At 72.0% G+C, this 24976-nt stretch carries 23 protein-coding genes; 14 read left to right on the plus strand and 9 right to left on the minus strand.

Translation table 11 applies throughout. From position 1 onward, the window contains the following. Positions 1-87: 87 nt before the first annotated feature. Both AB0B66_RS22770 and AB0B66_RS22775 read right to left on the minus strand, forming a co-directional pair. Positions 88-834 carry a response regulator transcription factor gene (locus tag AB0B66_RS22770; RefSeq protein WP_360533170.1) on the minus strand — a complete coding sequence of 249 codons (747 nt, stop codon included), beginning with the start codon at positions 832-834 and terminating at the stop codon, positions 88-90. 173 nt (positions 835-1007) lie between these two features. Further along, a complete protein-coding gene (locus AB0B66_RS22775) occupies positions 1008-3029 on the minus strand; it encodes a toprim domain-containing protein (RefSeq protein ID WP_360533173.1) in 2022 nt (673 codons plus the stop codon). 143 nt (positions 3030-3172) lie between these two features. Between AB0B66_RS22775 and AB0B66_RS22780 the strand changes: the two genes are divergently transcribed. From AB0B66_RS22780 to AB0B66_RS22790, 3 genes are read left to right on the plus strand one after another with little or no spacing between them, the layout of a single operon-like run. Beyond that, complete coding sequence (locus tag AB0B66_RS22780) at positions 3173-3436, plus strand: dsRBD fold-containing protein (RefSeq protein ID WP_360533176.1); 264 nt, start codon at positions 3173-3175, stop codon at positions 3434-3436. Continuing rightward, positions 3433-4902 carry an NAD(P)/FAD-dependent oxidoreductase gene (locus AB0B66_RS22785; protein ID WP_360533179.1) on the plus strand — a complete coding sequence of 490 codons (1470 nt, stop codon included), beginning with the start codon at positions 3433-3435 and terminating at the stop codon, positions 4900-4902. Before AB0B66_RS22780 ends, AB0B66_RS22785 begins: the two co-directional genes overlap by 4 nt. Position 4903: 1 nt before the next feature. After that, the gene (locus AB0B66_RS22790) at positions 4904-6337 is read left to right on the plus strand and encodes a lipase maturation factor family protein (protein WP_360533182.1); all 1434 of its coding nucleotides are present in this window, start codon (positions 4904-4906) and stop codon (positions 6335-6337) included. A 25-nt stretch (positions 6338-6362) separates the two neighbouring features. Here the strand turns inward: AB0B66_RS22790 and AB0B66_RS22795 are convergent, their stop codons facing one another. Together AB0B66_RS22795 and AB0B66_RS22800 are read right to left on the minus strand one after the other, a co-directional pair. Further along, a complete protein-coding gene (locus AB0B66_RS22795) occupies positions 6363-7025 on the minus strand; it encodes a response regulator transcription factor (protein ID WP_360533185.1) in 663 nt (220 codons plus the stop codon). Continuing rightward, positions 7022-8149 (minus strand): histidine kinase, encoded by a 1128-nt coding sequence (locus AB0B66_RS22800; RefSeq protein ID WP_360533188.1) that lies wholly within the window; start codon positions 8147-8149, stop codon positions 7022-7024. The genes AB0B66_RS22795 and AB0B66_RS22800 overlap by 4 nt, the downstream gene beginning before the upstream one ends. A gap of 229 nt (positions 8150-8378) precedes the next feature. On the opposite strand from AB0B66_RS22800, the gene AB0B66_RS22805 reads away from it, so the two are divergent. Continuing rightward, a complete protein-coding gene (locus tag AB0B66_RS22805; RefSeq protein WP_360533191.1) occupies positions 8379-8804 on the plus strand; it encodes a DUF6223 family protein in 426 nt (141 codons plus the stop codon). Between the two features lie 158 nt (positions 8805-8962). Then, entirely contained in the window at positions 8963-9439 is a 477-nt protein-coding gene (locus AB0B66_RS22810; protein WP_360533194.1) for a DUF5709 domain-containing protein, read from the plus strand. A gap of 15 nt (positions 9440-9454) precedes the next feature. Here AB0B66_RS22810 and AB0B66_RS22815 read toward each other — a convergent pair whose 3' ends face one another. Next, positions 9455-11602, minus strand: coding sequence for an alpha/beta fold hydrolase (locus tag AB0B66_RS22815; RefSeq protein ID WP_360533197.1), 2148 nt, complete (start codon positions 11600-11602; stop codon positions 9455-9457). A gap of 2 nt (positions 11603-11604) precedes the next feature. Further along, entirely contained in the window at positions 11605-12357 is a 753-nt protein-coding gene (gene mddA / locus AB0B66_RS22820) for a methanethiol S-methyltransferase (RefSeq protein ID WP_360533200.1), read from the minus strand. An 82-nt stretch (positions 12358-12439) separates the two neighbouring features. Here mddA and AB0B66_RS22825 point away from each other — a divergent pair, with 82 nt between their 5' ends. Both AB0B66_RS22825 and AB0B66_RS22830 read left to right on the plus strand, forming a co-directional pair. Continuing rightward, on the plus strand, positions 12440-13024 hold the full coding sequence (locus AB0B66_RS22825) for a TetR/AcrR family transcriptional regulator (RefSeq protein ID WP_360533203.1): 585 nt from the start codon (positions 12440-12442) through the stop codon (positions 13022-13024). Continuing rightward, positions 13003-13947 (plus strand): inositol monophosphatase family protein, encoded by a 945-nt coding sequence (locus AB0B66_RS22830; RefSeq protein WP_360533206.1) that lies wholly within the window; start codon positions 13003-13005, stop codon positions 13945-13947. Before AB0B66_RS22825 ends, AB0B66_RS22830 begins: the two co-directional genes overlap by 22 nt. 107 nt (positions 13948-14054) lie before the next feature. Here AB0B66_RS22830 and AB0B66_RS22835 read toward each other — a convergent pair whose 3' ends face one another. Continuing rightward, the gene (locus AB0B66_RS22835) at positions 14055-15209 is read right to left on the minus strand and encodes a cellulose binding domain-containing protein (protein WP_360533209.1); all 1155 of its coding nucleotides are present in this window, start codon (positions 15207-15209) and stop codon (positions 14055-14057) included. A 354-nt stretch (positions 15210-15563) separates the two neighbouring features. Between AB0B66_RS22835 and AB0B66_RS22840 the strand changes: the two genes are divergently transcribed. The 3 genes from AB0B66_RS22840 (at position 15564) to AB0B66_RS22850 (ending at position 18672) form a co-directional block, all read left to right on the plus strand. Then, entirely contained in the window at positions 15564-17183 is a 1620-nt protein-coding gene (locus tag AB0B66_RS22840; protein ID WP_360533212.1) for an RICIN domain-containing protein, read from the plus strand. Positions 17184-17341: 158 nt separating this feature from the next. Then, the gene (locus AB0B66_RS22845; protein WP_360533215.1) at positions 17342-18070 is read left to right on the plus strand and encodes a hypothetical protein; all 729 of its coding nucleotides are present in this window, start codon (positions 17342-17344) and stop codon (positions 18068-18070) included. Positions 18071-18333: 263 nt separating this feature from the next. Next, on the plus strand, positions 18334-18672 hold the full coding sequence (locus AB0B66_RS22850; protein WP_360533218.1) for a hypothetical protein: 339 nt from the start codon (positions 18334-18336) through the stop codon (positions 18670-18672). A 68-nt stretch (positions 18673-18740) separates the two neighbouring features. Here the strand turns inward: AB0B66_RS22850 and AB0B66_RS22855 are convergent, their stop codons facing one another. After that, positions 18741-19565: a hypothetical protein gene (locus AB0B66_RS22855; RefSeq protein WP_360533221.1), complete on the minus strand. Its 825-nt coding sequence runs from the start codon at positions 19563-19565 to the stop codon at positions 18741-18743. A gap of 141 nt (positions 19566-19706) precedes the next feature. Between AB0B66_RS22855 and AB0B66_RS22860 the strand changes: the two genes are divergently transcribed. The 3 genes from AB0B66_RS22860 to AB0B66_RS22870 all read left to right on the plus strand — a co-directional run bounded on the left by AB0B66_RS22860 (position 19707) and on the right by AB0B66_RS22870 (position 21454). Then, positions 19707-20444 carry a hypothetical protein gene (locus AB0B66_RS22860; protein ID WP_360533224.1) on the plus strand — a complete coding sequence of 246 codons (738 nt, stop codon included), beginning with the start codon at positions 19707-19709 and terminating at the stop codon, positions 20442-20444. Positions 20445-20454: 10 nt separating this feature from the next. Next, on the plus strand, positions 20455-20925 hold the full coding sequence (locus AB0B66_RS22865; protein ID WP_360533227.1) for a hypothetical protein: 471 nt from the start codon (positions 20455-20457) through the stop codon (positions 20923-20925). A gap of 73 nt (positions 20926-20998) precedes the next feature. After that, a complete protein-coding gene (locus tag AB0B66_RS22870) occupies positions 20999-21454 on the plus strand; it encodes a hypothetical protein (protein WP_360533230.1) in 456 nt (151 codons plus the stop codon). Here AB0B66_RS22870 and AB0B66_RS22875 read toward each other — a convergent pair. After that, positions 21438-24188: a BTAD domain-containing putative transcriptional regulator gene (locus tag AB0B66_RS22875; protein WP_360533233.1), complete on the minus strand. Its 2751-nt coding sequence runs from the start codon at positions 24186-24188 to the stop codon at positions 21438-21440. The two genes, AB0B66_RS22870 and AB0B66_RS22875, sit on opposite strands and share 17 nt — an antisense overlap. Positions 24189-24330: 142 nt before the next feature. Here AB0B66_RS22875 and AB0B66_RS22880 point away from each other — a divergent pair, with 142 nt between their 5' ends. Then, complete coding sequence (locus AB0B66_RS22880) at positions 24331-24828, plus strand: GNAT family N-acetyltransferase (RefSeq protein ID WP_360533236.1); 498 nt, start codon at positions 24331-24333, stop codon at positions 24826-24828. Positions 24829-24976: the final 148 nt, after the last annotated feature.

The raw sequence follows: 24976 nt of genomic DNA on the forward strand, positions 1-24976 counted from the left end.
GCGGAGCCCGCTCTATTCCGTGGTGACCGGCATCACGCGAGCAGGCCGCCGGATCCGAGGATCCGACGGCCTGACGGTGCGAGCGGGTCAGCCGGCCAGGTTGAGGTCGACCAGGAGGGCGTCGGCGAGGCTGGACTCGCCGGCGTCGGAGAACTGGGGACGCGAGGACGGCAGCACGAACTTGTAGCCGACCTGGCGGACCGTGCCGATCATGGCTTCGTACTCCGAGCCGAGCTTGGCGCGCAGGCGCCGCACGTGCACGTCCACGGTGCGGGTGCCGCCGAAGTAGTCGTAGCCCCACACCTCGCGCAGCAGCTGGTCGCGGGTGAAGACCCGGCCCGGGTGCTGCGCCAGGAACTTCAGCAGCTCGAACTCCTTGTACGTCAGGTCCAGCGGGCGACCCTTGAGCTTGGCCGCATACGTGTCCGGGTCGATCGTCAGCTCGCCGCCCCGGATCACGCCGCCGGCGGCGGCCGTTGCGGAGTTCAGGCGGCCGACCGCCACCCGCAGCCGCGCCTCGACCTCGGCGGGACCGGCGGTGGCCAGGATGACGTCATCGACGCCCCAGTCGGCGTTGATCGCGACCAGACCCGCCTCGGTCACCACCGCGAGCAGCGGCACGCCGAGGCCGGTCGCGCGCAGCATCCGGCAGGTGGCCCGCGCCTCGGACAGTTCGGTGCGCGCGTCGACCAGCACCGCGTCGGGGGTGGGCGTCGACACCAGGGTGCGCACGTCGCGGGGTGCGGTGCGCACCGCGTGCGGCAGCAGGTCTATCGCGGGCAGGACGGCCGACGGTTCGCCGGCACGCGCTGTCACCAGAAGCAGGATTTCCACGGATCGCCTCCGTCGTTCGCGGTTGACACCGAAGCGGCGGCCGCGGCGCGCACCGGGCGAGAGCCGATGTCGCGGGGGATGTGGTGCCACGTCGGTCCCGGCTTCACTGACGGGTGATTACGCATGAGCATAGTGGCGGACACGCCGAAGACCAATGATTGACTTCTTTGTCACTACCGTCTTTGCGCTGCTATTCCAGGCAGTTTTCCGGCATGTTTCCTGACGTGATCGACCGCTGTCCCGGAACCCGTCGGCGGCGCGGATCCGGGTCCGATCCGGTCGCCCCCGTACAGCTGGGCCACACCCGCGCTCAGCTCGTGCGGTGCGACGGCGAGCTGCGCCGCGGCCGCTTGCACCAGCAGTTCGACGTCGCCGTGGCGCACCGCGTCGAGCAGGTACGGCGCGACCATCCGGAAAGCACGGACCCGGGCCTCCGGCCAGTCGGCGTGGAAACCCTCGGGGAACGCCTTGGCCAGCGCCCGCTCGACGCCGAGCAGCGGCAGCGGGCGCTCGGCGGCGAGCAGGTCCAGCAGGGCCTCGTCGGGGCCGCGGGCCGCCAGCAGCGCGGCGATGTCCTTGCACCCGGCCGGCGCGGTGCCCGTGACCCGGCCATGCGGCCAGGTCACGGCCAACGGGTAGGCCCGCTCCAGCGCCCTGGCGCCCGCACTGTCGGCGTCGAACGACATGACCAGCGAGGTGCCCGGTGCCGCGCAGTCGGCGAGCAGCGCGAACTGGGCTGCGGTGAACGCGGTGCCGCACGGGGCGACGGCGACGGTGGTGACGCCTTCGGCGGCGAGCCCGCGGTAGGCCAGGTGTGCGGCGATGGCGTCGGTGGGCCCTTCGACGACGAGGAACTGGGTGGGTGTGCCCTGGTCGCGCAACTGCGGGGCGAGTCCGTGGAGCAGCTCGCTCTTGCGGAAGACCGCCGTTTCGGGGGTGTTGTAGAACTTCGCCTGGCTGCGCCCGGACAGATCGCGGCCGGTGAACCCGGCGATCTGCCCATCGCGGGCGTGGATGGGGAAGATCAGCCGGTCGCGGAAGACGTCGTACAGTGCGCCGCCGTGCAGCCGGCTGGCGGCGATCAGGCCGGCGTCGAGCATGACCCGGTGCGAGTAGCCGAGGGCCCGCAGGTGCCGCAGCAGCGCGTCGCCGTGGGACGGTGCGACACCGAGCTGCCAGCCGCCGCCGGGTTCCGCGGCCTCGGCGATGCCCCGCGACCTCAGATAGGCGGCCGCGGGGCGGCTTGTCGGCAGCTGGGCGGCGTAGAAGGCCGCGGCGGCGGCGTTGACGGCGTACAGCGCGTCGCGCTCCGGCGCCGCTGGCCGGTCCGGTCGACGTTGCGCCGGGACGGGTAGCTCCGGCGCCGCTACCCGCTCCGGTCGGCGCTGCGTTGAGCCGGGTGCGCCCCGGCGCGGTGCCGGCCTCGGCGCGGTCGCCGCGGGTCGGCTGAGCGCCCGCCGCAGCCGGACGGTGAGGGCGTCGGCGTTGGTGATGACCGCCGTGACGGTGTGCACGACGGCCCGGTCAACGGCCGCCGGATCCAGCTCGTCACGCCACCGGACCAGGGCGGTGGCCTCGGGCGGCTGCAGGCCGAAGCGTCGGGCGACGACGTGGGCCACCCCGGCGGCTCGCGCCGCACGGGCCGGGCCCGCCGGCAGCAACCGCTGCGCCAGGTGCTGGACCAGGTGACCGGCGGTCGCGGAGATCGGCAGGTGCGCGGCCAGGTCGAGCCGGTCGCCCTCGGCCGCGGCCGCGGCGGACAGCCCTCGGCGCAGTCGCACGGTCAGCCCGGCCCGCTCGGCCATCGCCGCCAGCGCGGCCATCACCGGCACCAGGTCGTGGACGGGCGGCCGGGGCGAGGGCGGCGCGTTGGTCTGCGTGACGTCGAAGACGGTGACGACGTCGAAGCTGTCACCGGTGTCGTCCAGCGGCTGCAGCAGCGCCATGCCGCGTTCGGCGCGGCGCACGTGCGCGCCGCGCTCCCGCCATCGGGCGTAGGTGGCCAGGTCGGTGGCGTCCGGGCGCTGCCGCGCGATCAGCAGGACGTCGTTGACGCCGCGGCCCGGATGGCGGGCCGCCACGTCGAACAGGCGGGCCCAGGCCGACGCGCTGTCGAGGTCGGCGATCGCCAGCCGCAGGGTCAGCATGGTGGTGTGGAGCGCGGCGTGCTGGGGTGAATGCGTTCGCGTGGTCATCGTTCCCCTTCCGCTTCGGCGTTCCGACAGCAGTGCGGAGGCGTGGAGCACTACTCCCTTCATACCGGTGACCACTGACAACTTTCCATTTCTGCAGCTCCCAGCACGCGGCAGAATGAAAGGGGTGCCCCAGGAGGTGGACGATGGCGAACAGGACACGGTGGATCATCGACCTGGACATCGAGGAGGTCCGGGAGGAGCGCCGCACCGTCGCGGTGGCCAGGCTGCAGCGCGACGGGACGAGCCTGGAGGGCACGGGCACCGCCCACCGCCATCCGCGTGACCTCGACCTGGCGCGCGTCGGCGACGATCTCGCCGCCGCCCGGGCCCTGGTCGAACTCGCCGGCCTGCTGCAGACCGACGCGGGACAGGTCCTGGAGAAGTTCGGCGCGACGCCGCCCGAGTGACCGCTGCGATGGCTGGTGGCGGCGTGGACGTGGTGGTGGTGGGGGCCGGACCCAACGGGCTCGCCGCGGCGGTGACCCTCGCGGAAGCGGGGCTGCGGGTGAGCGTCTTCGAGGCCGCCGGCACGGTCGGCGGTGGCGCCCGCACCGAGGAGCTGACGCTGCCGGGTTTCCGGCACGACCCGTGCTCGGCCGTGCACCCGCTGGGCGCGGGTTCACCGGTGCTGCGGTCCTGGCCGCTGGAGCGCCACGGCCTGCGGTGGCTGCACCCGGACGTGGCGCTGGCACACCCGTTCCCGGACGGCACCGCGGCGACGCTCGCGCGTTCCGTGGCGCAGACCGCCGCGTCGCTGAACGTCGACGGCGCGCAGTACCGGCGGCTGGTGGGGCCGTTCCTGGGCCGCTGGGACGAGCTGGCCCCCGACGTGCTGCGCCCGCCGCTGGGCGCGGTGCCCCGCCACCCGCTGCTGCTCGCCCGCTTCGGCATCCCGGCGGCACTGCCCGCCGCGGTCCTGGCGCGCTGGTTCCGCGGACCGCTCGCGCGGGCGCTGGTGGCGGGGCTGGCGGCGCACACCACCACGCCGCTGGGCTCGCCCGGCACCGGCGGGGTCGCGCTGACGTTCGCGCTGGCCGCGCACGCCGCCGGGTGGCCGGTCGCCCGCGGCGGATCCCAGTCGATCTCCGACGCGCTGGCGGGCTACCTGCGGGAGCTGGGCGGGCGGGTGCACACCGACCACCTGGTGACCAGTCTCGACGAGCTGCCGCCGGCGCGCGCGTACCTGCTGGACGTCGTGCCCCGGCACCTCGCCGAGCTGGCCGGCCCCCGGCTGTCGGAGCGCTACCGCGACCGGCTGCGCCGGACCCGGCACGGTCCCGCCGTGTTCAAGCTCGACTACGCGCTGTCGGGTCCGGTGCCGTGGACGGCTCCGGCCTGCCGCCAGGCGGGCACGGTCCACCTCGGCCCGTACGACACCGACATCGGCGCGGCGCTGCAGGCCGTGCACCACGGCAGCGCACCCGACCCGCCGTTTCTCATCGTGGCGCAGCCCAGCCTGTGCGATCCCACCCGTGCCCCGGCGGGCAAGCACGTGCTGTGGGTGTACGCCCACGTGCCCAACGGCTGGACCGGAGACCTCACCCCCGTGATCGAGGCGCAGCTGGAACGGTTCGCGCCCGGTTTCCGGGACCTGGTGCTCGCGCGGGCCGTCACCGGACCGGCCGAGCTGCAGCGGCGCAACCCCAACTACCTCGGCGGCGACATCGCCGGCGGCAGCTGCGAAGGCCTGCGGCTGCTGTTCCGGCCGACCTTCGCACCGGTTCCCTACGCCACCCCGGACCCGGCCGTGTTCCTGTGCTCCTCGGCGACGCCACCCGGACCCGGCGTACACGGCATGTGCGGCTTCCACGCCGCCCGGGTCGCGCTGCACCGGGTCTTCGGCGTGCGGCCACCCGACCCCTGGCGGGGCTGACATGGACTGGTTCAGCGCGCCCGAGTACTGGTGGAGCCGGCTGCTGTTCCAGCGCGGCCTCGCCGCCGTCTACCTCATCGCGTTCCTGGTGGCCGCCGACCAGTTCCGGGCCCTGTTCGGCGAGCACGGCCTCACCCCGGTGCCCCGGTTCCTGGCCCACACCCCGTGGCGGCGCGCGCCGAGCCTGTTCCACCTGCGCTACTCCGACGGCCTGTTCGCCGCCGTGGCCTGGACGGGAGCCGCGGTGTCCGCCGCGCTGCTCGCCGGCGTCGGCGACGCGGTGCCGGTGTGGGCCGCGATGGCGATGTGGCTGCTGCTGTGGCTGCTCTACCTGTCGATCGTCAACGTCGGCCAGGTCTGGTACGCGTTCGGCTGGGAGAGCCTGCTGCTGGAGACCGGCTTCCTGGCGGTCTTCCTGGGCAACGCCAAGGTCGGCCCGCCGATCGTGACGCTGTTGCTGCTGCGCTGGCTGCTGTTCCGGCTGGAGTTCGGCGCGGGCCTGATAAAGCTGCGCGGCGACCGGTGCTGGCGCGACCTGACCTGCCTGTACTACCACCACGAGACCCAGCCCATGCCCGGCCCGCTGAGCTGGTGGTTCCACCACCTGCCCCGCCCGCTGCACCGCGCGGAGGTCGCGGCCAACCACGTCACGCAGCTCGTCGTGCCGTTCGGCCTGTTCCTGCCGCAGCCGGTCGCGAGCGTGTCCGCCGGGCTGATCATCGTCAGCCAGCTGTGGCTGGTCGCGTCGGGCAACTTCTCGTGGCTGAACTGGATGGCGATCATCCTGGCCGCCTCGGCGCTGGACCTGTCCGCGCTGCTCGGCAGCGGCACGACCGCCACCGGACCCGGCTGGTACCAGGTGCTCGTGCTCGCCGCCGCCGCCCTGCTGGTCGCGCTCAGCTACCGGCCCGCCCGCAACCTGGTCTCGCGCCACCAGCTGATGAACTCCAGTTTCGACCCGCTGCGCCTGGTCAACACGTACGGCGCGTTCGGCAGCGTCACCAAGGTCCGCCACGAGATCGTCATCGAGGGCACCGGCGACACCGACCCCGGCGCACACACGCTCTGGCGGGAGTACGCGTTCAAGGGCAAACCCGGCGACCCGCGACGCCTGCCGCCGCAGATCGCGCCGTACCACCTGCGCCTGGACTGGCTCATGTGGTTCGCCGCCATGTCCCCGCTGTACGCCCACCCGTGGCTGCTCGCCCTGCTCGGCCGCCTGCTCACCGGCGACCGCCACGTGCTGCGGCTGCTGCGCGCCGACCCGTTCCCCGGCAAGCCGCCGGTTTACGTACGGGCCCTGCTCTACCGCTACCGGTTCACCACTGCCGCCGAGCGCCGCGCCACCGGCGCCTGGTGGCACCGCACCCTGGTCGAGGAGTTCCTGCCACCCGTCGCGCTGCGGCACAGCGTCCGATCTCCCGACGGACCGTGACGACCCGACGGGCCCGGACGACAGGTCAGCGGTCGCGCGGAGCCACCAGCCCGGACTCGTACGCGAACACCACCAGCTGGGCGCGGTCGCGGGCGTGGAGTTTGGCCATGGCCCGGTTGACGTGGGTCTTCGCGGTCATCGGGCTGATCACCATCCGCTCGGCGAGCTGCTCGTTGGACAGCCCGCGCGCCACCAGCGTGACGGCCTCCCGCTCGCGATTGGTCAGCCACTTCAGGTCGGCGCCGGCGGCCCGGGGCGGCGGCTCGGTGACGTACCGGTCGATGAGCCTGCGGGTGATCGACGGTGCGAGCAGGGCGTCACCGCGTGCCGCGACGCGCACGGCGTGCAGGAAGTCCTCCGGCTCGATGTCCTTGACCAGGAACCCCGCCGCACCGGCCCGCAGCGCGTGGAAGACGTACTCGTCCAGGCCGTAGTTGGTGAGGATCACCACGTGCACCGCCGAAAGCGCCGGGTCGGCCGCGATGCGCCTGGTCGCCTCGATCCCGTCGACGACCGGCATCTGCACGTCGATCAGCACCACGTCGGGCAGGTGCGCCCGGACCGCGGTCAGGCCGTCCTCGCCGTTGCCGGCCTCCGCCACCACCTCGACGTCATCCTCGGCGTCCAGCAGCGCCCGAAACCCGCTGCGGATCAGCGGCTGGTCGTCGACCAGCACGACCCGGATCACGACGCCTGCTCCACGGGCAGCTCGGCCTCGACGGTGAAGCCGCCCCCGCCGCGCGGCTCGGCGCGCAACCGGCCGCCGAGCGCCGTGACTCGCTCGCGCATCCCGAGCAGCCCGACCCCGGCGATCGCGGCCCCGCCCGGCACCGCCGCGCCGTCGTCGTCGACCCGGATCGCCAGGGCGTCCGGGCGATAGTCGATCCGCACCGACGCCGTCATCGCGGCGGCATGGCGGGCGACGTTGGTCAGCGACTCCTGCACGATCCGGTACGCGGTCCGGTCCACCGCCGCCGGCACGTCGCGGCGACCGCCCGCGATCGTCAACGTCGCGTCCAGGCCGGTCGCGCGGACACGGGCCACCAGTTCCGGGACGTCGTCGAGCCCGCGCGGCGGCGTACTGCCGTCGTCGCGCAGCGCCTGCAGGGTCGCCCGCAGCTCCCGGGACGCCTCGCGACCGGCCTGCTCGATCGCCAGCAGGGCTTCGGGCACCTGCTCGCCCCGCTTGCGGGCCAGGTGCACCGCCACCCCGGCCTGCACCTTGATCACAGAGATCTGGTGGGTGAGCGAATCGTGCAGCTCGCGCGCGAGATGCAGCCGCTCCTCGTCGGCTCGCCGCCGCGCCGTCTCCTCGCGGGTGCGTTCGGCCTCCTCGGCCCGCCGCTCGGCCTGCCGCAGCGCCTCCCCGGCGGCACCGGCCGCCACCAGCCACGCTATTTCGAGCGCGCCCCGGGACCGGGCAAGCGCCTGCCCCACGGACATGTCCGGTGACAGCACGACGACCGCCAGCGGCAGCGCGACGAGCATCGTCACCGCCGCCGCGACAGTGACGGCCCGGTGGCCGGCGCGCACAGCGGCGTACACCGCGAACAGGAACGCGACCGCCGGCACGTCGAAGCCGAGCGCCTGATGGCCCACGGCGCACAGGCCGGTGACCACCAGCACCGCGACCGGGGCCCGGCGGCGCGCGACCAGCGCCAGGCCGCCGGCGACCAGCAGCGCGTACCCGAGCAGTCCGGCATCCGTGGCGGGACGCTCTCCGGACAGCCCGGCGATCAGCAGCGTCGCCGCCACACCGGCGGCGATCGCCGCATCCGTCACCCCGGCAGCACGCAGACGTCCCCTGCTCATCGTCGAACACTAACCGGATCGGGGCGTGGACCGACTCCTGCGCCCGAACGAGCGGCGGCATACCGCAGCCGCGGTACTCGTGCGCGCTCTGCGGCGACCGCGGCAGCCGCCTGCGTCGGCGGCGGCAGCGTGAATTGCCTGCGGCTGTGGGACGTCCGGCGGATCGCCCGACGACATGCTGAGGTGACATCCCCTCTCGGCGACGAGACGTACCAAACAGGAGCGGAACATGAGCACACCAGCAGCCCGCACCGCAGTGCGATCTGCCATCGCCGCAGCCACCGTGCTCGGCGGGTTCGGGTTCGCCGCACCGGCCGCCGCTGCCCAGCCGGCCGCCACCGTCTACACGATGAGCGCCGGTCGGTTCGGCGCGAGCGCGGGAGCCCTCATCGGGCTGGCCGGCGTGGTCATCGGCTGGCTGGCGCTGGCCCGCCCCACCGGCCGGTTCGGCACCGGCAACGGCCGGCTCGGCGCGAGCATCGCCCTTGCCGCAGGACTGCTCGGCCTCGCCCTCGGCGCGCTGGTCGTGGCGACCTCCGACAGCGGCATCGGCACCGGCAACGGCCGCGGCGGAGCGTACGTCGCCCTGATCGTGGGCCTGATCGCCACCGTCCTCGGCGGACTGGCGCTGCGCCGCTCCCGCCGCATCGGCTGACTGCCCGTGGCCGGGCCGGTGCATGGCCAGCCCGGCCACGGCACGCCCGTGTGAGACAGAGGGCTCGGCCGGGACCGAAGCTGTCAGCGAGGCAGAACCGGACCTGGCGAGATATACTCACCTTTTACCGGCGATACCAGGTCGGACCGGGAGGAGCCATGAGCCAGGACGGCGGGCAGGGCGACAGCATCGACGGCGTCGGCCAGTGGGACGAGATCGAGGACGAGGGCGTGCTCGACGCCTCCGACACACTCGACGGCGATCCGGTCACCGACCCTCTCGACACGGGCGTGGTCGCCACCGATCGCTGGTCCGGGGCCAACCGCTTCGGCACGACGCCGGCCGAGGCACTGGCCGGGGAGTCCCTCGACCAGCACCTCGCCGAGGAGGAACCGGACATCGACCCGTACGCGGACCCGGTCGACGAGGACGAGGACGACCTGATCCGGCGCGGCTACGACCGTGAACCGCGAGCCGGCCGCCTGGTCGCCGACGACCAGGGCTTCGGCGAGGACGACCAGCCCGACTCGATCGCGTGGGACGTGGGCATCGACGGCGGCGGCGCGAGCGCCGAGGAGGCCGCGATGCACATCGTGGACGATCCCGACGGCCAAGGCGACGGCCCGCTGGACTAGCTCCAGGCACACTCGTCAGAGCAGCTCGGCCAGCATCGCCGCGGCCCGTGCCGCGCCGTCGCTCTCGACCGGCCGGTAGGCGACCTCCCGCCCGATCTCGTCCGCGATGGCCCGCGCGAGCACGTCGGACGTCAGGTCCTCGTAGTCGAGCCGGCGCCCGGCGCCGTACCGGTCGAGCCGGTGCGCCACGTGGAAGTTCTGTTCGAAGTGGTGGCGCAGCGGGATGTAGATGAACGGACGCCGGGCGGCGGTCATCTCCATGCACGTGGTCAGACCACCCTGCACCACCGCCAGGTCGCTCGCGGCCAGGTGCCGGTGCAGGTCCGGCACGTAGGCGCGCACGTCCAGACCCGGCCGCCCGGTGATCGAGGCAGGGTCGATGCGCGGACCGGTCACGACCAGCATCCGCAGCCCCGGCACGAGCCTGGCGGCCGTGTCGTACGAGTCGACGACCCTGCGCAGCAGGTGGTGGCCGACCCCGGAACCGCCCACGGTCACCACGCACACCCGCTCGTCCGGCCGGTACCCGAGGTCGGCGCGCAGCGCCGCCCGGTCGGCGACCGTGCCGGGATCGAACCCGGTGACGTATCCGGCGAAGTCGTAGTGCTCCCGGGTCCACTCCCGGATCATCGGCAGATCCGGACCGAACCGCTCGTCCACCACGTCGTCGGGGTTGCCGACGAAGATCGCCCGGTCCCTGATCCGCGGATACCGGGCGATGTGCTCGATCATCTCGGCGTTGTAGTCGGCCGTGACCAGCGCCTCCCGCGGCCCGCCGTCGGGCATCGGCAGAAAGCCGACGAAGTCGGTGAACCACGCGTACGCGAACCGCTTGAGTTCCGGGTTCTCGTGCAGGAAATGGTCGACGTCCCACGCCTCGTCCCCGACCACCAGGTCGTAGGCGGTTTCCCGCACCACGTCGTGGAACACCATGAAGTTGGCCAGCAGCACCTCGTCCATGCTCCGCAGCGCCTCGAAGCAGTGCAGGTCGTGCTCGCCCGCCTCGCCTTCGATGTGCGCGGACTCGTTGGCCAGCCACCGGCTCGCCGGGTGCAGCCGCTCCCCGGCCTGTTCGAGCACCCGCGTCACCGGATGCTGCGCCAGCCAGTCGATCTGCACCTCCGGATGGCGCAGCCGCAGCTCCGCGGCGATGGCCGCGTCGCGGCGGGCGTGGCCCAGGCCGATCGGCGAACACAGGTAAAGCACCCGTCTGCGCCGGTGACCGAACCGCGACCAGGTCCGCCGCCGCGGGGCGGGCGGGCGGAAGCGCTCGGCGAACTCGTGCACGAGCAGGTTGACCTTCACCGGGTCGCGGGCGAGCGGGATGTGCCCCGCGCCTTCGAGGATTACCAGGTCGCCGCCGGTCAGGTCGGCGAGGACCCGGCTGCGGTGGACGTGGCTGATCCGGTCGTCGTCGCCGTGGATCAGCAGGACCGGGCTCTTGACGCGTTCGCACCAGCCGGTCAGGGTCGGGTTGTCCGGCCACGGGGCGTGGCTCTTGGCGACCAGCACCTCCCCCGAGGTCTGCCGGCCCCAGCCGACCGCGTCCTCGATCTGCTTGGTGGAGTGCGGCTCGCTGAAGCACTGTCCCATGAAGAACCACAGGAAGTCGTCGAGGTTCTCCGTCCAGTACTCGCGGTTGTACTTCAGCCAGTGTTCGGGTGGGTCGGCGCCGAGCACCGGCACCTGTGACGGGGCGAGTGCGGGAGCGGGGCCGTCGACGCGGTTGTAGGCGGAGCGGGCCGAGTCCGGCGGGCTCGCGACGGGCACGGTCGGGCCGATCAGGACGGTCCCGTGGACCCGGTCCGGATGATCCGCCGCGAGTTCCAGTGCCCAGTTCGCGGCCATGGACAGCGCCACCGGGACCGCCCGGTGCGTCCCGGTGGCGTCGAGGACCTTCAGCGCGTACGCCACCTGGTTCTGCTGCCCGTAGGCGGCCGGGTCGAGTGGGCGGTCGGAACGGCCGTTGCCGGGCCCGTCGTAGACCACCACGCGGTGGTGCCGGGCCAGGTAAGGGACCTGTGCCTTCCAGAACCGCTTGTCGATGACGGTCCAGGTCGGCATGAGCAGGATGGTCGGCTCGCCGTCGCCGTACACCTCGTAATGGATCCGCACACCGCCGTGTTCGACGAATCCCTCCGCGTCCGCCTCCCGTGCCCGCATCGTCAGGCCTCCACCTGCTCCGGCACCGCCCGCGCCCGGGGGATGAAGCGGGGCACCTGCCGGGCGTAGCGCTCGTAGGGCTCCCCCAGGCTCTTGCGCAGGTCGTGCTCCTCGAACCGTACGGCGATCAGAATGTATCCGGTGGCGGCCCCGGCGAACAGCAGGTGCCCGACGCTCATGTCGGGCGTGGCCCAGAACGCGATGATGAAGCCGACCATGATCGGGTGCCGGACGACGCGGTAGAGCAGCGGCTGCCGGAACCCCGGCTCGGCGTAGTCGGCGTCGCGGGCACGGGCGAGCACCTGCCGCAGCCCGAACAGGTCGAAGTGGCCGATGAGGAAGGTGCTCAGCACGAGCACGCCCCAGCCCAGCCCGCACACCGTCCACAGCAGCACCCGCAGCCAGGCCGCCTCGACCGACCAGACGTCCGCGGTCAGCGGCCGCCACTGCCACAGCAGCAGGCCGACGGCGAGGCTGGACAGCAGCACGAACGTGCTGCGTTCGACGGCCGCCGGCACGAAGCGGGTCCACCACCGCTTGAACCACGGCCGGGCCATGACGCTGTGCTGAACCGCGAAGATGCCGAGCAGGCCGGCGTCGACCGCCACGGCTAGCCACGCCGGGCTGGTCACACCGTCGTCGACGCCCTTGGGCACCACGGCGTTGGCCAGAAAACCGATGGTGTAGACGATCGCCGCCAGGAACGCGGCGTAGGCGAGCACACCGTAGCCGACCGCCAGAGTCCGCCGGATCATGGGATCCTCCTCTTCGTTCGGTCGATCGACCGAATCTGCGGTACGTTAACATTCGGTCGACCGACCGAACAAGGGGTATCGATTGACCACGGCATCGACGAAGATCATGGAAGCCGCCCGATCGTGCCTGCTGTCCGAGGGGTACGCCAAACTGTCCACCCGCAAGGTGGCCGACCAGGCCGGCGTCCCGCTCAGCCAGATCCACTACCACTTCGGCGGCAAGCAGGGCATGGTCCTCGCCTTGCTCGACCACGAGAACGCGCGGCTCGTCGACCGGCAGCGCCAGATGTACGCCGCGTCCGAACCGCTGTGGCGGCGCTACGACCAGGCGTGCGACTTCCTCGACGACGACCTTGCCTCCGGCTATGTGCGTGTGCTGCAGGAGATGATCGCCGCGGGCTGGTCCGACGCTCTGGTCGCGCAGCGGGTGCTCGCCATGCTCCAGGGCTGGATGACCCTGCTCGAAGATGTCGCCGGCGAGGCCGAAGCGCGATTCGGCTCACTCGGCCCCTTCACCGCCGCCGACATCGCGGTCCTGGTGGGAACGTCGTTCCTGGGCGGCGAGGCGATGATCCTGCTCGGCGACGACGACTGGACCCAGCGGGTCCGCACCGCCCTGCGCCGCGTCGGCGACCTCATCCGCGCGTGGGAGACCCGGACACCTTGACCGGATACAAGAACATCCCCGAACTCGGTCGCCAGCTAGCCGAGGCAGTGACCCAGGCCATGACCGACATCAGGCCGAAGCTCATGCAGGCCGCGCTGACCGGGGATGCCGGCGAGAGCGAAAACGCCCGGCACACCGACAACTTCCTGTCCGAACATGACCTGTGGATGCACGAACGCTATCGGACGCTGTTGCAGCAGCGCCTTCGCGGGTTCGTGTACGCGTCGGAGGAAGCTGAGCCGCAGATCGTCGGCGCAGACCCCGACCCCGACCTCTGCCTCCTCGTAGACCCACTCGACACCAGCGAACTCGCCGTTCGAGGGCTTCACGGCTACACGCATGTCATGGCCTACTCGCGGTCGATGGGCCGCCCCGTCGCGGCGGTGGTCGGCGACATCTTCCACCACGTCCGGCTCTACATCGCCGCATACGACGGAACCGAGGATCACGCGTTCCTGATCACGTCCACCGGCGACGTGCATCGACTCGGCAACCGCCGCACTCGCGCGCTGACCGACTCGATCGTGACGAACTTTCTGATGAAGCCCGCCGAGCGGCTCACGCCGCTTGCCCGGCAGCACCGCTTTCTGGAGGCGCTCTCTCAGCCCAATACCGCAGGCAAGCCCAAAGGCAGGATAGGCGTGGACTTCGGATCAGTAGGCCTTTGCCACGTCGCGGCGGGCTTCACTGACGCCATGATCGAATTCGCGAAGGGGTTCGCGATCTGGGATCTGGCCCCAGGCCACTACGTTCTTCACGCTGCCGGCGGCGTCGTCACCGACCTCGACGGCATCGTGCTTCCGCTGGACTACCGTCTTTCTCACCTGGATGACATCGCCGCGGCGATGGGCATTCGAAGAACCTTCATCGCCGCGGGTACCTACGAACTTGCCGCCGATCTCGCCCATCTACTGGTCCGTTGACCCAGCCAACCGACAGGACGGTAGGAACATCTTCGATTCGCGGGCACGGACGGTGTCCGCCCGGGGAACTGGGCGGACACCGTTGAGCACGGTCGGCTTGACGTCGGTCAACTCCAGGCGATGGAGAAGCTGTTGTCCGTGAAGGCGGCCGAGCCGCTGGTTCCGCTGATCTCGAAGCCGAACTGGGCCTCCCCCACGGTCACGTCACCCCACCAGCCCTGGGTCCGTAGCCAGTTCATGATGGCGCGGATGTCGACCGTGCCCGAGTTGGTCTTGCTGGTACGCAGGAACGAGAACACCGCGTTCGCCCCGTTCGAGCCCCGGTAGATGTTCCAGGTGTGCCCGCCGAGACTGACGTTGCGGAACGCGGGCACGGCGCCGTTGGCGTCGTACTGCTCGGCGATCGGCCCGACGTTGCCGTTCCAGTTCATCCACAGCATGACCTCGTACGCCCAGTTGTTGGCCCAGATGTCATAGGTGGTGGAGTAGTCGCCGCTGCTAGGCACGCTGACGTTGAACGAGCTGGTCAGCGAGGCGAGCGAGCTGACGGTGCGGTTGACCGAGCCCTTGACGGTGTGCGGATAGGACTTCACGCCGGAGGTCATCGGGTGGTTGGCGATCACGCCCCAGTTGGTACCCGAACGCGCCCACACGGTCTGCGACCCCGCCCCGGAGCCCCAGATGTTGTTGTAGACGGTGAACCCGTTGTTGTTCCAGGTGTCCCACTGGCCTGACGCCGACCATACGGCGTCGGACGGCACGCCGGGCGTGCCGCCGCTCGGCGACGGCGTGACCGAGCGTGACGGGGACGGCGTTGGCCCGGCCGTGCGGGTCGGGGTGGGGTTGGAGACGCCGCCGGTGCAGGCGACGCCGTTGAGGGTGAAGCTCGCGGGCACGGGATTGCTGCCTGTCCACGAGCCGTTGAAGCCGAACGACGTGGTCGCGCCGGTGGCCAGCGAGCCGTTGTAGTCGACGTTGCGGGCGCTGACCGCCGAGCCGCTCTGGGTGAGCGCGGTGCTCCAATACTGGGTCACCTGCTGGCCGGCCGAGAAGGACCAGGCGAGGGTCCAGCCGTTGATCGGGTCGCCGAGGTTGGTGACGGCGACGGAGGCGCCGAATCCGCCCGGCCACTGGTTGGCGACGGTGTAGGCGACGCGGCAGCCGGTGGCCGCATATGAGGGCATTGCCGTGATCACGCCCGTGCCGACGGCGGCCAGGACGGCCGCGGTGAGCGCCGCGGCGGCGGAGGTGCGTCTGCGCATGACTTGGTGACCCTTCGTGAGTCGGTCGCCGACGGGGTGTCCGGCCGGTCGGCGCGCTGGCGCTGCCCTGGGCCCGGACCGGAGCGACCTGGCGGGATCACCGTGGCGACACATTTAAGTTTATCGTATTAACAAACTTAAGGGATCTACTCGGCGAGGTCAACCGGCACGGCATGCCCGATCGCCCGCGCCGCAGGCCGTGGTTCGTGTCCGATAGAGACATGTGCCATGTCCGACAGTTCGGCATTGACACTTATGAGTCTCCGACGTACCCTCCGTTGCGGAAAACGCTTTCCGCGCCTGGAGCCGCCGATCACCCCGGTCGCGGGCAGCCCTCTGATGGAAGGAGGCACAATGCGACCCGAGGTGGCACACGCCCGCAACGGCCGCCGATGGCGCCTGCCGCTGGCCGGCCTCGCGACGGCGGCGCTGGTCGCCGTCGGCACGCTGGTGTCCGGCGGCACCGCGCAGGCCGCGACGATCGACACATCGGCGACCTACGTCCTGGTCAACCGGCACAGCGGCAAGGCGATGGACCTGTGGAACTGGTCCACCGCCGACGGCGCGCCGGTCAACCAGTTCACCCGCAACGATCTCGCCGTGCAGCAGTGGCGCTTCGTCGACGTCGGCAGCGGCTACTACCAGATCCGCTCCGTGCACAGCGGCAAGGTGCTGGAACTGCCCAACGCCAACGACGGCATCCAACTCGTCCAGAACACCGCCGCCGGCGGCAACACCCGCCAGCACTTCGGCGTCAGCGATTCCAGCGGCGGCTACGTGCGGTTCGTCAACCGGCACAGCGGCAAAGCCGTCGAAGTGTGGAGCTGGTCCACCGCCGACGGCGGCATACTCTCGCAATACCAGGACCTCGACGGCTACAACCAGCAGTGGCAGCTCGTCAAACTCGGCTCGGGCGGCGGCACCGGCTGCGGCAGCGGCTCCTTCCACGCCGAGGCGGTGCTCAGCGGCTCCACCTGGACCGCCCGCAACGGTTCGAGCACCGTCTACACCGGCTCCGACCTGCGTTCGGCCGTGCAGGCGGCGGTCAACAGCCTGACCTCGGGCCGCACGTCCAAGCAGCGCGTCGTCGTACGCGGCTCCGGGTCCATGAGCGCCAACGCACGCATATCGCTCCCGAGCTACACCACGATCGACGTCTGCGGCACCATCAACGTCACCGGCACGGGCAGCGGCGACCAGGCGCCCATCTACTCCCGCGGCACCACCCAGGTCGAAGTCCAGCACCTGAACCTGACCGGCACCCCGCTGTACGGCGTCTTCATGCGCAACGTCACCGACGTCGTCCTCGGGCAGCTCGACATGCGGCTGTCCGCCGGTCTCGGCGTCCGCATCGACAACCGCGGCGACACCAGCCAGTGGACCCGCAACGTGCGCATCGACAACGTGTACGTCTCCGGCGCGAGCTCACACGCGGTGGAGACGTACGGCGTCGACGGCCTCACCGTCGGCACCGTCACCGCCCGCAACGTCGGCGAGTCCGGCCTGCTGCTCAACCAGACGATCAACGCCACCGTCGGCACCGTCGACGCCGAGAACGCGGGGACCGGCACCGGATACGCCGCCTTCCGCATGGCCAACCGCAACGGCCGCATCGGCTCGGCGTACACCACCAACATCCGGGTCGGCACCGTCCGGGCCCGGGGCGGCGGCCGCGGCATCTTCTGCGTCTCCGAGAGCGGCGGCGCGGCCATCGACCGCGTCGACATCGCCAACACCGGCAACAACGCGATCCTGATCGAGAACTGCTACAACGTGAACATCGCCGCCAACGGCGGCACCATCAGCGGCGGCGGTGAGGTCCGGCTGGCCGAACGCACCGAGTTCGCCGGCAACCGCGACCTCACCCTGCGCAACTTCACCCTGGTCAACAACCGGATCGTCGAGAACCCCTGCGCCGACAACCTGACCATCAGCGGCATCACCCTCAACAACTCCAGCATCACCCGCTGCTGAAGCGAAGGAAGGGCACCTTCTACAACGCTAAGCGTTGTGAAGGTGCCCTTCCTTTCCTTGGGACGGTGGCGGGTCGTGCGTCAAGCGTCGATATACGACACATCGGGCGCGGCGTGTCCGGGCGTCGTCGGGCGGGCCACGGCGGCACCATCGAGAGTGTGAGCCGCGCTGGACAACCCGCCGTCGACGTCGCCGAGCAGCTCGACTACTACCTCGTCTTCGCCAACATCCGGGCTCGCGAACGGTCGCTGCCGCCAGAGGGCATCGTCGTGGAGGAGTTCGTGCTGCGGCCGGACGGCACAGCGTCCGCGCTGGACAGTGCGGGATGGACCGTTGGCGGGACCTGGTGGAGCGCCGCGGCGTTCAGTCGTGGTCTGCGCGGCGACGCCCGCTTGCAGGCTAGGGTCATCCCCGTCGACCGGGCCGGTGCGCACGCGGCATACCGAGGGCTCGGCGGCGGAGACCTGGGCCCGGAGCCGGAACTGCGCCGGCACTTCCTGGACCGGCTCGATCTGCCCGGCAGCGCCCCGCTGCCACTGGTGCCCGCCCAGGCCACCGGCGAGCGCCGGATCTACCGGGTGCTGCTCGCCGGTGAGCTGACCGAATCCGGGCTCGCAGCGCTGCGCGGCGCGTGGCGCATGCAGCCGTTCGACCGCCACGACGACGCCGCCCACCGCATCGCCGGACGAACCCGGCGCACCCTCGACGGACAGACGGTGACCTGGACGCTGCGCCGAATCGGCATCGACACGGCCTGGGCTGTCGACCTGTCCACCGACCGCGCCACGGACACCCCGGACCCCACCGTGACCACGCTGCTCGGCCGCCTGCGCGCCGATGCCCGCGGCCAGGGCCTGATCCCGGTCACCGTGGAACGCCTGCGCTGACCACTCGCGAGGTCTTGAGGGTTGACGGTCCCGGCCCGGCTCGAACGGGCAGCCTCCCTCTCCGACTGCGGGCGCGCCCTTACCGGGTAGGCGCGCCTAGGGCGGGTCACCGTCACTGTAGGTCAGCCGGAGTAGCCGAACAACGAATATCTGCCAGGTCACAGGCCTGGTTCCGCCGGCCGACCAGGTCGCCGTGCACCCATGAAGATCACTTCCATGCAGTACCGTGTCGCGAACCCAGCCCCGCGACGGAGCGAGCACCGATGTTCTTCACCGACTACCTACCAGCCGTGATCTCCGGCTTGATCATCGGTTTCGCGTACCGGAAGCGCGCGGAGATCGGCCCGGCCGCCGGCAACCTCGCCTACGCTGCGGGCATCGTGATGCTGGTGAACGGCGTGCTGGTGGCGACGGCCATCTCGTTCGTCGGCGACATGGCCACCGACTGGGCTTCGCTGGGCGAGGAGGTTCCGTTGGCGTGGCGGATCACCCAGAACGCGCTCACGCCGCTCTCGGCGATCATGGACGTCGCCGCCGTCGGGTTCCTGGCCATGGCGGTGTTCGTGCCCCGGCCCGCGGCGCGTGCCTCTCAGCCGACGTGAGCGGGCCGGTGATCGGACCTACCGATATTCCGCGGTAGCCAGGAGCACTGCGGGCGGGGACCAGCACGTCACACCCTCGGCCGCGACGCCGCGATGTCCGCGGCCCACTGCTCCTCCAGCCGCTTCGCGTGCTCGACGAGTTCCGTGCGGCTCGCGCCGGTGCCGAACACCGACGCCGCGACCAGGTCGACGAACGCCAGGTGGTCGGCGTCCCAGGGACGTTCCGGATCCGCGTCGTCGTCGCCGGTCGTCCATCGGCCGCAGGCCCGGTACGCAGCCCGGTGGCCCTGCTCCCACGGTGTCCACCAGTCGAGCTCCTGATGCTCGAAGAGCATGGGCACCTCCGCGGCGTACGGCACACCGAGTGCGTCGACCAGTTTGTCGATGCGGTCGTGCCCGTCTAGCTCCGTCGACCTGAGCACATGGGCGATCGCGTCCCGCGACGTGGTGAAACCGGCCTCGGCCGACCACGCGAGGAGGTCCTTTACCAGTGTTCGGGTGTCCGCCGCATCCGGGCGCTCACCCTCCGGCAGGCGGAGCGTCGCGAACCGAGAATGGTCGTAGCCGCACTTACCGCGCTTCATTCCCTGGTATGCCAGCAGGTGGCGCGACCACGAAAGCCCGCTCGGCGTCGCGCCGACCAGGCGCGCACACGACGACTCGGACACCCACGCCGCCAGGACAGGCGCACCGGTCGCTGCCACCAGGCGCTCGATGCCGCCGCCGACCTTCGACCACTCGTGCGGATTAGGGGCGACGACCGCCAGGTGCCAGCCATCCCCGCGATCATCCAGCCGCGACCAGCGGGACCCGAACAGCGTCCGCACCTCGGGAAGATCGACGAGCAGCCGTCCGGGGCTGCGCGCCAGCACCCACGATGCGTAGTAGCCCATGGCCCGGCATGGTAACCGGATCGTCCGACACCAGGCCGCTCGAATCGGGCCGCACGCACCCCGTTTCAGGTACGCGTCAGACCCGCGTCAGCGCTCGCCGCCACCGTCGTGTCCAGGTACGACACGACACAGGAGGGCATCATGAGAAGGCTGATGGTCGCCGCGCTCGCGGTGGGCACCACGCTGGCGGTCGCCGGCGCGGCGGCCCCCGCGCTGGCGGGCGACAGGTCGGACGGCAAGGGCGACTGCGTCGTCGAGCAGGTCGACGAGCGCGGCGAGGTCCGCGGCACGTCGACGGAGCCCGCGGGCGCGCAGGTCGGCGAGTTCCGCTGCGTGGACGGGCTGTGGCAGTTCGGCTGGGCGCCGTACGGGGCCGACGACCTGATCACCGCGCCGGCGCTGCAGGTGGACCCGTCCGGGCGGGTGTCGGTGCGCCGGTTCGACCGGCCGGAGCGCGGCAGCGATCTGACGTTCGGCGAGATGGCCGAGATCGCCCGAGTGATCAGCGGGGGCAAGGCCGCAATATTCCAGCGGGCCGTGGTGACCGCCGACGACGGCCGCAAGCGCACGCCGGAAGAAGTCGAGGCGATCCTCGCGGGAAAGGACACCACCGGGGCGAAAGTGCTGCGCACGGTCGACAAGCTCGACCCGGCGTCGACAGTGCAGGACGTCGTCGACGGGGCCGGCGGCGGGGAGCCGGTGGTGGTGTACCTGCTCAGTGAGATCTGGGACGCGATCACGGGCGCGGTGTCGGCGGTCATCGACTGGGTCGTGGACGGCATCGACGGCATCGGCGACTGGATCCACGACCACTGCTCCTGGTTCCCGCCGCCGCCTCCGGGCAGCAACACCATCCCGATCATCACCTGCCGGTTCTAGGAGGACGACCATGCGAGTCGTATTGCCGGCCGTGGCACTCGGGCTGGTCCTGGCCGGGTCCCCGGCGTACGCGGCCGAGGACCGGCCGACCGTCACCGTGGCCGATCAAGCGGGTGCGCCGCGGGAGATGCTGCAGCAGTTGGCGAAGGTGGCCGGGCGTCCACTGGGCGAGGTGCAGCGGGTGCTGGCGGTCGACGCGGGCAAGGTCGCGCTGACCGCCGAGCAGGCCGAGGTCCTCGTCGCGGGCGGCGAGGTCGACGGGGTGAAGGTGCTCGGCACGATGCCGGGCGGCAAGGACCTGCTCGACACGACGTTCACGGACCTGTCCGACGGGACGTTCGACGGGCCCGGCGAGGTCGCCCCGTTCCGGTCGGCGCTGATCTTCGGCGGTTACCTGTTCGAGGGCCGCGAGTGGTGCCTGACCATGTGCATCAGCACGGGCCGGTCGGTCGCCGAGTGCGTGGTGCTGTCGCGGCGCTGACGCGCATCAGCGCCGTTTCAGGACGGGGTGGCAGGGTGATCCTGCCACCCCGTCCCCTCGTGAAGGAGCCATCGTGGCCCACCTGAGCAGAATGCTGCGCCTGGCAGCCGTCGCCGCGCTGGCCGCCGCCGCCGTCTGCGTCGCGCCGAGCACGGCGACCGCCGGCGAGGAGCCGCCACCCGGCGGCATCGACCCCAAGACCCTGGTCGCCGTATGCGAGCAGCTGCGCGGCGAGTTCTACGAGGACCCGAAGGCGCTGTACCCGTACGGCTGCGTGCTGTCCGACGGGGAGGTCACCTGCCTGGAGTCGACGGTGTGCGCGTTCCGGCCGGTCGGCGACCTGCCGCCGCTGGAGGACAGCTGCCGTCGCGCCGGCGGCCTGTACCACCTGGACGTGCGGGCCTACCTGTGCGTGATCGAGCTGTACGCCGTCGAGGTCTTCTGCGACGACGATATGGACGACTGCGGGATCAGCGTCGCCAACGAGCAGCCGATGCCGCGGCCGAAGCTGGTCAGGCGGCCAGTTTGACCCTGATCCGGCCCGCGTCGGCGTGGCCGAGCCGGTCGAGGATGTCCACCGCCTGCGCCCAGGCGGTCCGGGCGGCGGCCGGGTCGCCCGCCGCCCGGTGGGCGTCGCCGAGGTGGTCGAGCGTGTCCGCCTCGTAGTACCGGTCGTCGTGGCCGCGGTACAGCTCCAGGGCGCGCAGGTAGTGGGCGATGGCCAGCTCGTGGTTGCCGAGGTGGTGGTGGATGTAGCCGAGGCTGTCGGAGGTGCCGGCCTGGAAGGCGTGGTCGCCGAGGCGCTGCATCTGGGCCAGGGCCAGCTCGCAGCGGGGACGGGCCCGGCCGAAGTCGCCGCTGAGCGCGTACCCCCAGCCGAGCGAGTTGAGGGTGCGCGCGGCCATCATCGGCTGCCCGGCCGCCCGGTACAGCCGCAGCGCCTGCCGGGCGTGGCGCACCGCCTGGCCGTGCCGCCCCTGCCGGTTGCACAACCAGCCGAGCTGGTACTGGACCTTGGCCTGGCCGCCGCAGTCGCCGAGCCCAGCGAACAGGTCGAGGGCCTGCTGCAGGTGGTCCTGAGCCCGGTCGAGGTCGCCTAGCCGGGCGTACGTCGTCGAGGCGCTGATGTGCGCGTGCCCCCGCGCGGCCGACAGCCCGAGCCGGCCGGCGGCTTCGGTCGCCAGGAGCTGGTTGGCCACCTGGTCCTCCCAGTGGCCCCATCGGTCGAGGAAGTCCTGCGCCGCCCAGGCGAGCTGCCACACGTGCTCGTCGTGGCCGCCGTCGGCGGCGCGGCACAGCATGGCCTGCAGCGCCTGCCGCTCGTCGTGGAACCAGGCCACCGCCGCGTCCCGATCACCCGGCGCCTGCTCGATGTCGTGTCCGGACTCCGCGAGGCCGGCCAGCGGCTGCCGGGCGGGGGTGAGCAGCATCGCCGCCTGGACCGAGGTGTGCAGGTAGTGGTCGCGCAGGCGGCGGTCGGCGGCGGCCAGTCCGGTCGCGGTCTCGTCGGCGGCGGCCCGATCGACGGCGTACGCGCGCAGCAGGTCGTGGAAGCCGAACCGGCCCGGCACCGCCTCCTGCAGCAGGTTCGCCCCGAGCAGTTCGGCGATCAGGGGATCGACCGCCGCAACCGGGACGCCGGTCAGGCTCGCGGCGACCGGAGCGGTGAAGTCCGGCCCCGGGTGCAGGCCCAGCAGCCGGAACAGCCGCGCGGCGGCGGGACTGACCGCCCGGTACGACCAGGAGAACACGCTCTGCAGCGCGTCGAACGGCCCCGCGGACCCGCGCAGCTGCCTGCTCACCTCCGCGACTGCCAGCTCGGGCCGGGTGACGCAGCTCGCCGCGGCCAGCGCCAGGGCCAGCGGCAGCCGCGCGCACAGCGCGATGACATCGTCGACGGCGACCGTCTCGGCGGCCATCCGGTCCGCGCCGATGCGCCGGGCCAGCAGGTCACGGGCTTCGCCGTCGGTGAGCAGGCCGAGCGTGACAGGCTGTGCGCCCTCGAACGCGACCAGGTCGGTGAGCCTGCTGCGGCTGGTCACCACCACGGCGCAGCCGGGTGAGCCGGGCAGCAGCGGCCGCACCTGCTCCGTGTCACGGGCGTTGTCGAGCACGACCAGCACCTGCCGGTCGGCGAGCACGCTGCGGTACAGCGCGGCCAGCTCGTCGGCCCCGGCCGGGATGCGGTGCCCCGGCACGCCGTACGCGTCGAGGAAGCGCCGCAGCACCGCGGGCGGGTCGATCATCCGGTCGCCGCCGAACCCGCGCAGGTCGACGTACAGCTGGCCGTCGGGGAACAGCCGCCGGACCTGATGGGACCAGTGCACGGCCAGCGCGGTCTTGCCCGCGCCCGCGGTGCCGGACACCACCGTGATCAGCATCGTGCCGGCGGCGCGGCTGTCGGCGAGCATCGCGTCGAGCCCGGCGAGTTCCCGCACCCGGGGCGCGAACGCCCTGGTGGCCAGCGGCAGCTGGGACGGCACCGGCGGGGCCGCGACGGTGATCCGGGCCGAGGCGTCCGGAGCGGGGGTGTCCAGGGCCGGGTCCTGGCGCAGGATCGCCGTCTCCAGCTCCCGCAGCGCCGGGCTGGGGTCGATGCCGAGTTCCTCGGCGAGCAGCCGTTTGAGCTGCTGGAACCGCTCCAGCGCGGCGGCCTGCCGGCCCGACCGGTACAGGGCCGTCAGCAGCAGCCGGTGCAGCCCTTCGTCGAGCGGCCGTTCGGCGACGAGCTGCTCCAGTCCGGGGATCAGCTGCCGGTGCTCGCCGAGGTCGAGCCGGGCCTCGGCCAGTGACCGGACCGCCTCGTGCTCCAGCAGGTCGAGGCGGTCGGCCTGCTCGGCGAACCAGCGCAGCGTCGTGACCCCGGTCAGCGGCCGGCCCCGCCACAGCGCGACGGCCTCCCGCAGGCACGCGGCCGTCCGCTGCGGATCGGCGGCCTGCCTGCCCGCGCGGATCAGCCGCTCGGCGACGAGCACGTCGGTGGCCTCCTCGCCGAGGTCCAGCTGGTATCCCGACGCCCTGGCCGTGATCGTGTCCTTGGCGCCGAGCAGCTCGCGCAGGTAGGAGACGTGACGCTGCAGGGTGTTGAGCGCGGTGGCGGGCGCGTCGTCGGCCCATACCGCGTCGATCAGCCGGTCACTGCTGACGATCTGACCCGGGTGCAGGCCCAGCATCGCCAGCACGGCCTTGCGGCGCAGCCCGGGAACCGGCCGCACCGTGCCGCCGACGACGAACTCGACCGAGCCCAGCAGCCTCACCCGCATCGCGCCCACCTCCTGTGTCGCACCAGGAAAGCAACCCACCATAAGGGACGGCGCTCGGCAACCGGCGGTCGCCGGTTGTCGGAAACGGCACAGTCGTGCGGCGGGCCGGACGCCGCCGCGACCGGCGGTAGGCTCACGGCCCGTGAGAGAGATCGTGACCTACGTGCACATGACCGACCGGGACCAGTTCCGACCGGCGGCCGCGGTGCCCGGCCTGGCGCTGGCACCGCTCGACCGGCGCTCGCCGCTGGTCGTCGAGCTGCAGGCCCGGATCGGCGCACCCTACGGCTGGGGAAGCGCGGTGCGCACCGCGCCCGAGTGGGAGCAGTGGTTCGCGCGGCACGCCGACCGGGCCTTCTGGCTGCTGTCCCACGACGGCGAACCGGCGGGCCTGCTCGCGTGCGATCTCCACCCCGACGACGAGGTGGAGATCGACACGTTCGGGCTGGTGCCGGAATTCGTCGGACAGGGCCTGGGCGGTTACGCGCTGACACTCGCCGTCCGGCAGGCGTGGGAGCTGACCCCTGCGGTGCGGCGGGTGTGGCTGCACACGTCCTCGGCCGACCACCCGGCCGCGCTGCCCAACTACCACCGCCGCGGCTTCAGCACCTTCAAGGTCGAGGAGGGCGAACGCGCCTGAGTCGCCGGCCGGGCTCGGAACACCGTCGCCGCGGTCAGCTCGCGGCGTAGCGGTTGACCGCCGGGCGGGCGAGCCGGGGTTCGGTGTCGGGGAACGAGCCGTCGCCGAACAGCACCCGTGCCGCCGCGGCCCGGCCGGCCCGGCCGCG

This window comes from Catellatospora sp. NPDC049111, assembly GCF_040648615.1.
Lineage (GTDB): Bacteria > Actinomycetota > Actinomycetes > Mycobacteriales > Micromonosporaceae > Catellatospora > Catellatospora aurea.

Coding starts and splice junctions, on each gene's coding strand:
- AB0B66_RS22775 (WP_360533173.1), bottom strand. CDS start 3,029: ATGACCACGCGAACGCATTCACCCCAGCACGCCGCGCTCCACACCACC.
- AB0B66_RS22780 (WP_360533176.1), top strand. CDS start 3,173: ATGGCGAACAGGACACGGTGGATCATCGACCTGGACATCGAGGAGGTC.
- AB0B66_RS22790 (WP_360533182.1), top strand. CDS start 4,904: ATGGACTGGTTCAGCGCGCCCGAGTACTGGTGGAGCCGGCTGCTGTTC.
- AB0B66_RS22800 (WP_360533188.1), bottom strand. CDS start 8,149: ATGAGCAGGGGACGTCTGCGTGCTGCCGGGGTGACGGATGCGGCGATC.
- AB0B66_RS22805 (WP_360533191.1), top strand. CDS start 8,379: ATGAGCACACCAGCAGCCCGCACCGCAGTGCGATCTGCCATCGCCGCA.
- AB0B66_RS22810 (WP_360533194.1), top strand. CDS start 8,963: ATGAGCCAGGACGGCGGGCAGGGCGACAGCATCGACGGCGTCGGCCAG.
- AB0B66_RS22815 (WP_360533197.1), bottom strand. CDS start 11,602: ATGCGGGCACGGGAGGCGGACGCGGAGGGATTCGTCGAACACGGCGGT.
- mddA (WP_360533200.1), bottom strand. CDS start 12,357: ATGATCCGGCGGACTCTGGCGGTCGGCTACGGTGTGCTCGCCTACGCC.
- AB0B66_RS22835 (WP_360533209.1), bottom strand. CDS start 15,209: ATGCGCAGACGCACCTCCGCCGCCGCGGCGCTCACCGCGGCCGTCCTG.
- AB0B66_RS22840 (WP_360533212.1), top strand. CDS start 15,564: ATGCGACCCGAGGTGGCACACGCCCGCAACGGCCGCCGATGGCGCCTG.
- AB0B66_RS22850 (WP_360533218.1), top strand. CDS start 18,334: ATGTTCTTCACCGACTACCTACCAGCCGTGATCTCCGGCTTGATCATC.
- AB0B66_RS22855 (WP_360533221.1), bottom strand. CDS start 19,565: ATGGGCTACTACGCATCGTGGGTGCTGGCGCGCAGCCCCGGACGGCTG.
- AB0B66_RS22860 (WP_360533224.1), top strand. CDS start 19,707: ATGAGAAGGCTGATGGTCGCCGCGCTCGCGGTGGGCACCACGCTGGCG.
- AB0B66_RS22865 (WP_360533227.1), top strand. CDS start 20,455: ATGCGAGTCGTATTGCCGGCCGTGGCACTCGGGCTGGTCCTGGCCGGG.
- AB0B66_RS22875 (WP_360533233.1), bottom strand. CDS start 24,188: ATGCGGGTGAGGCTGCTGGGCTCGGTCGAGTTCGTCGTCGGCGGCACG.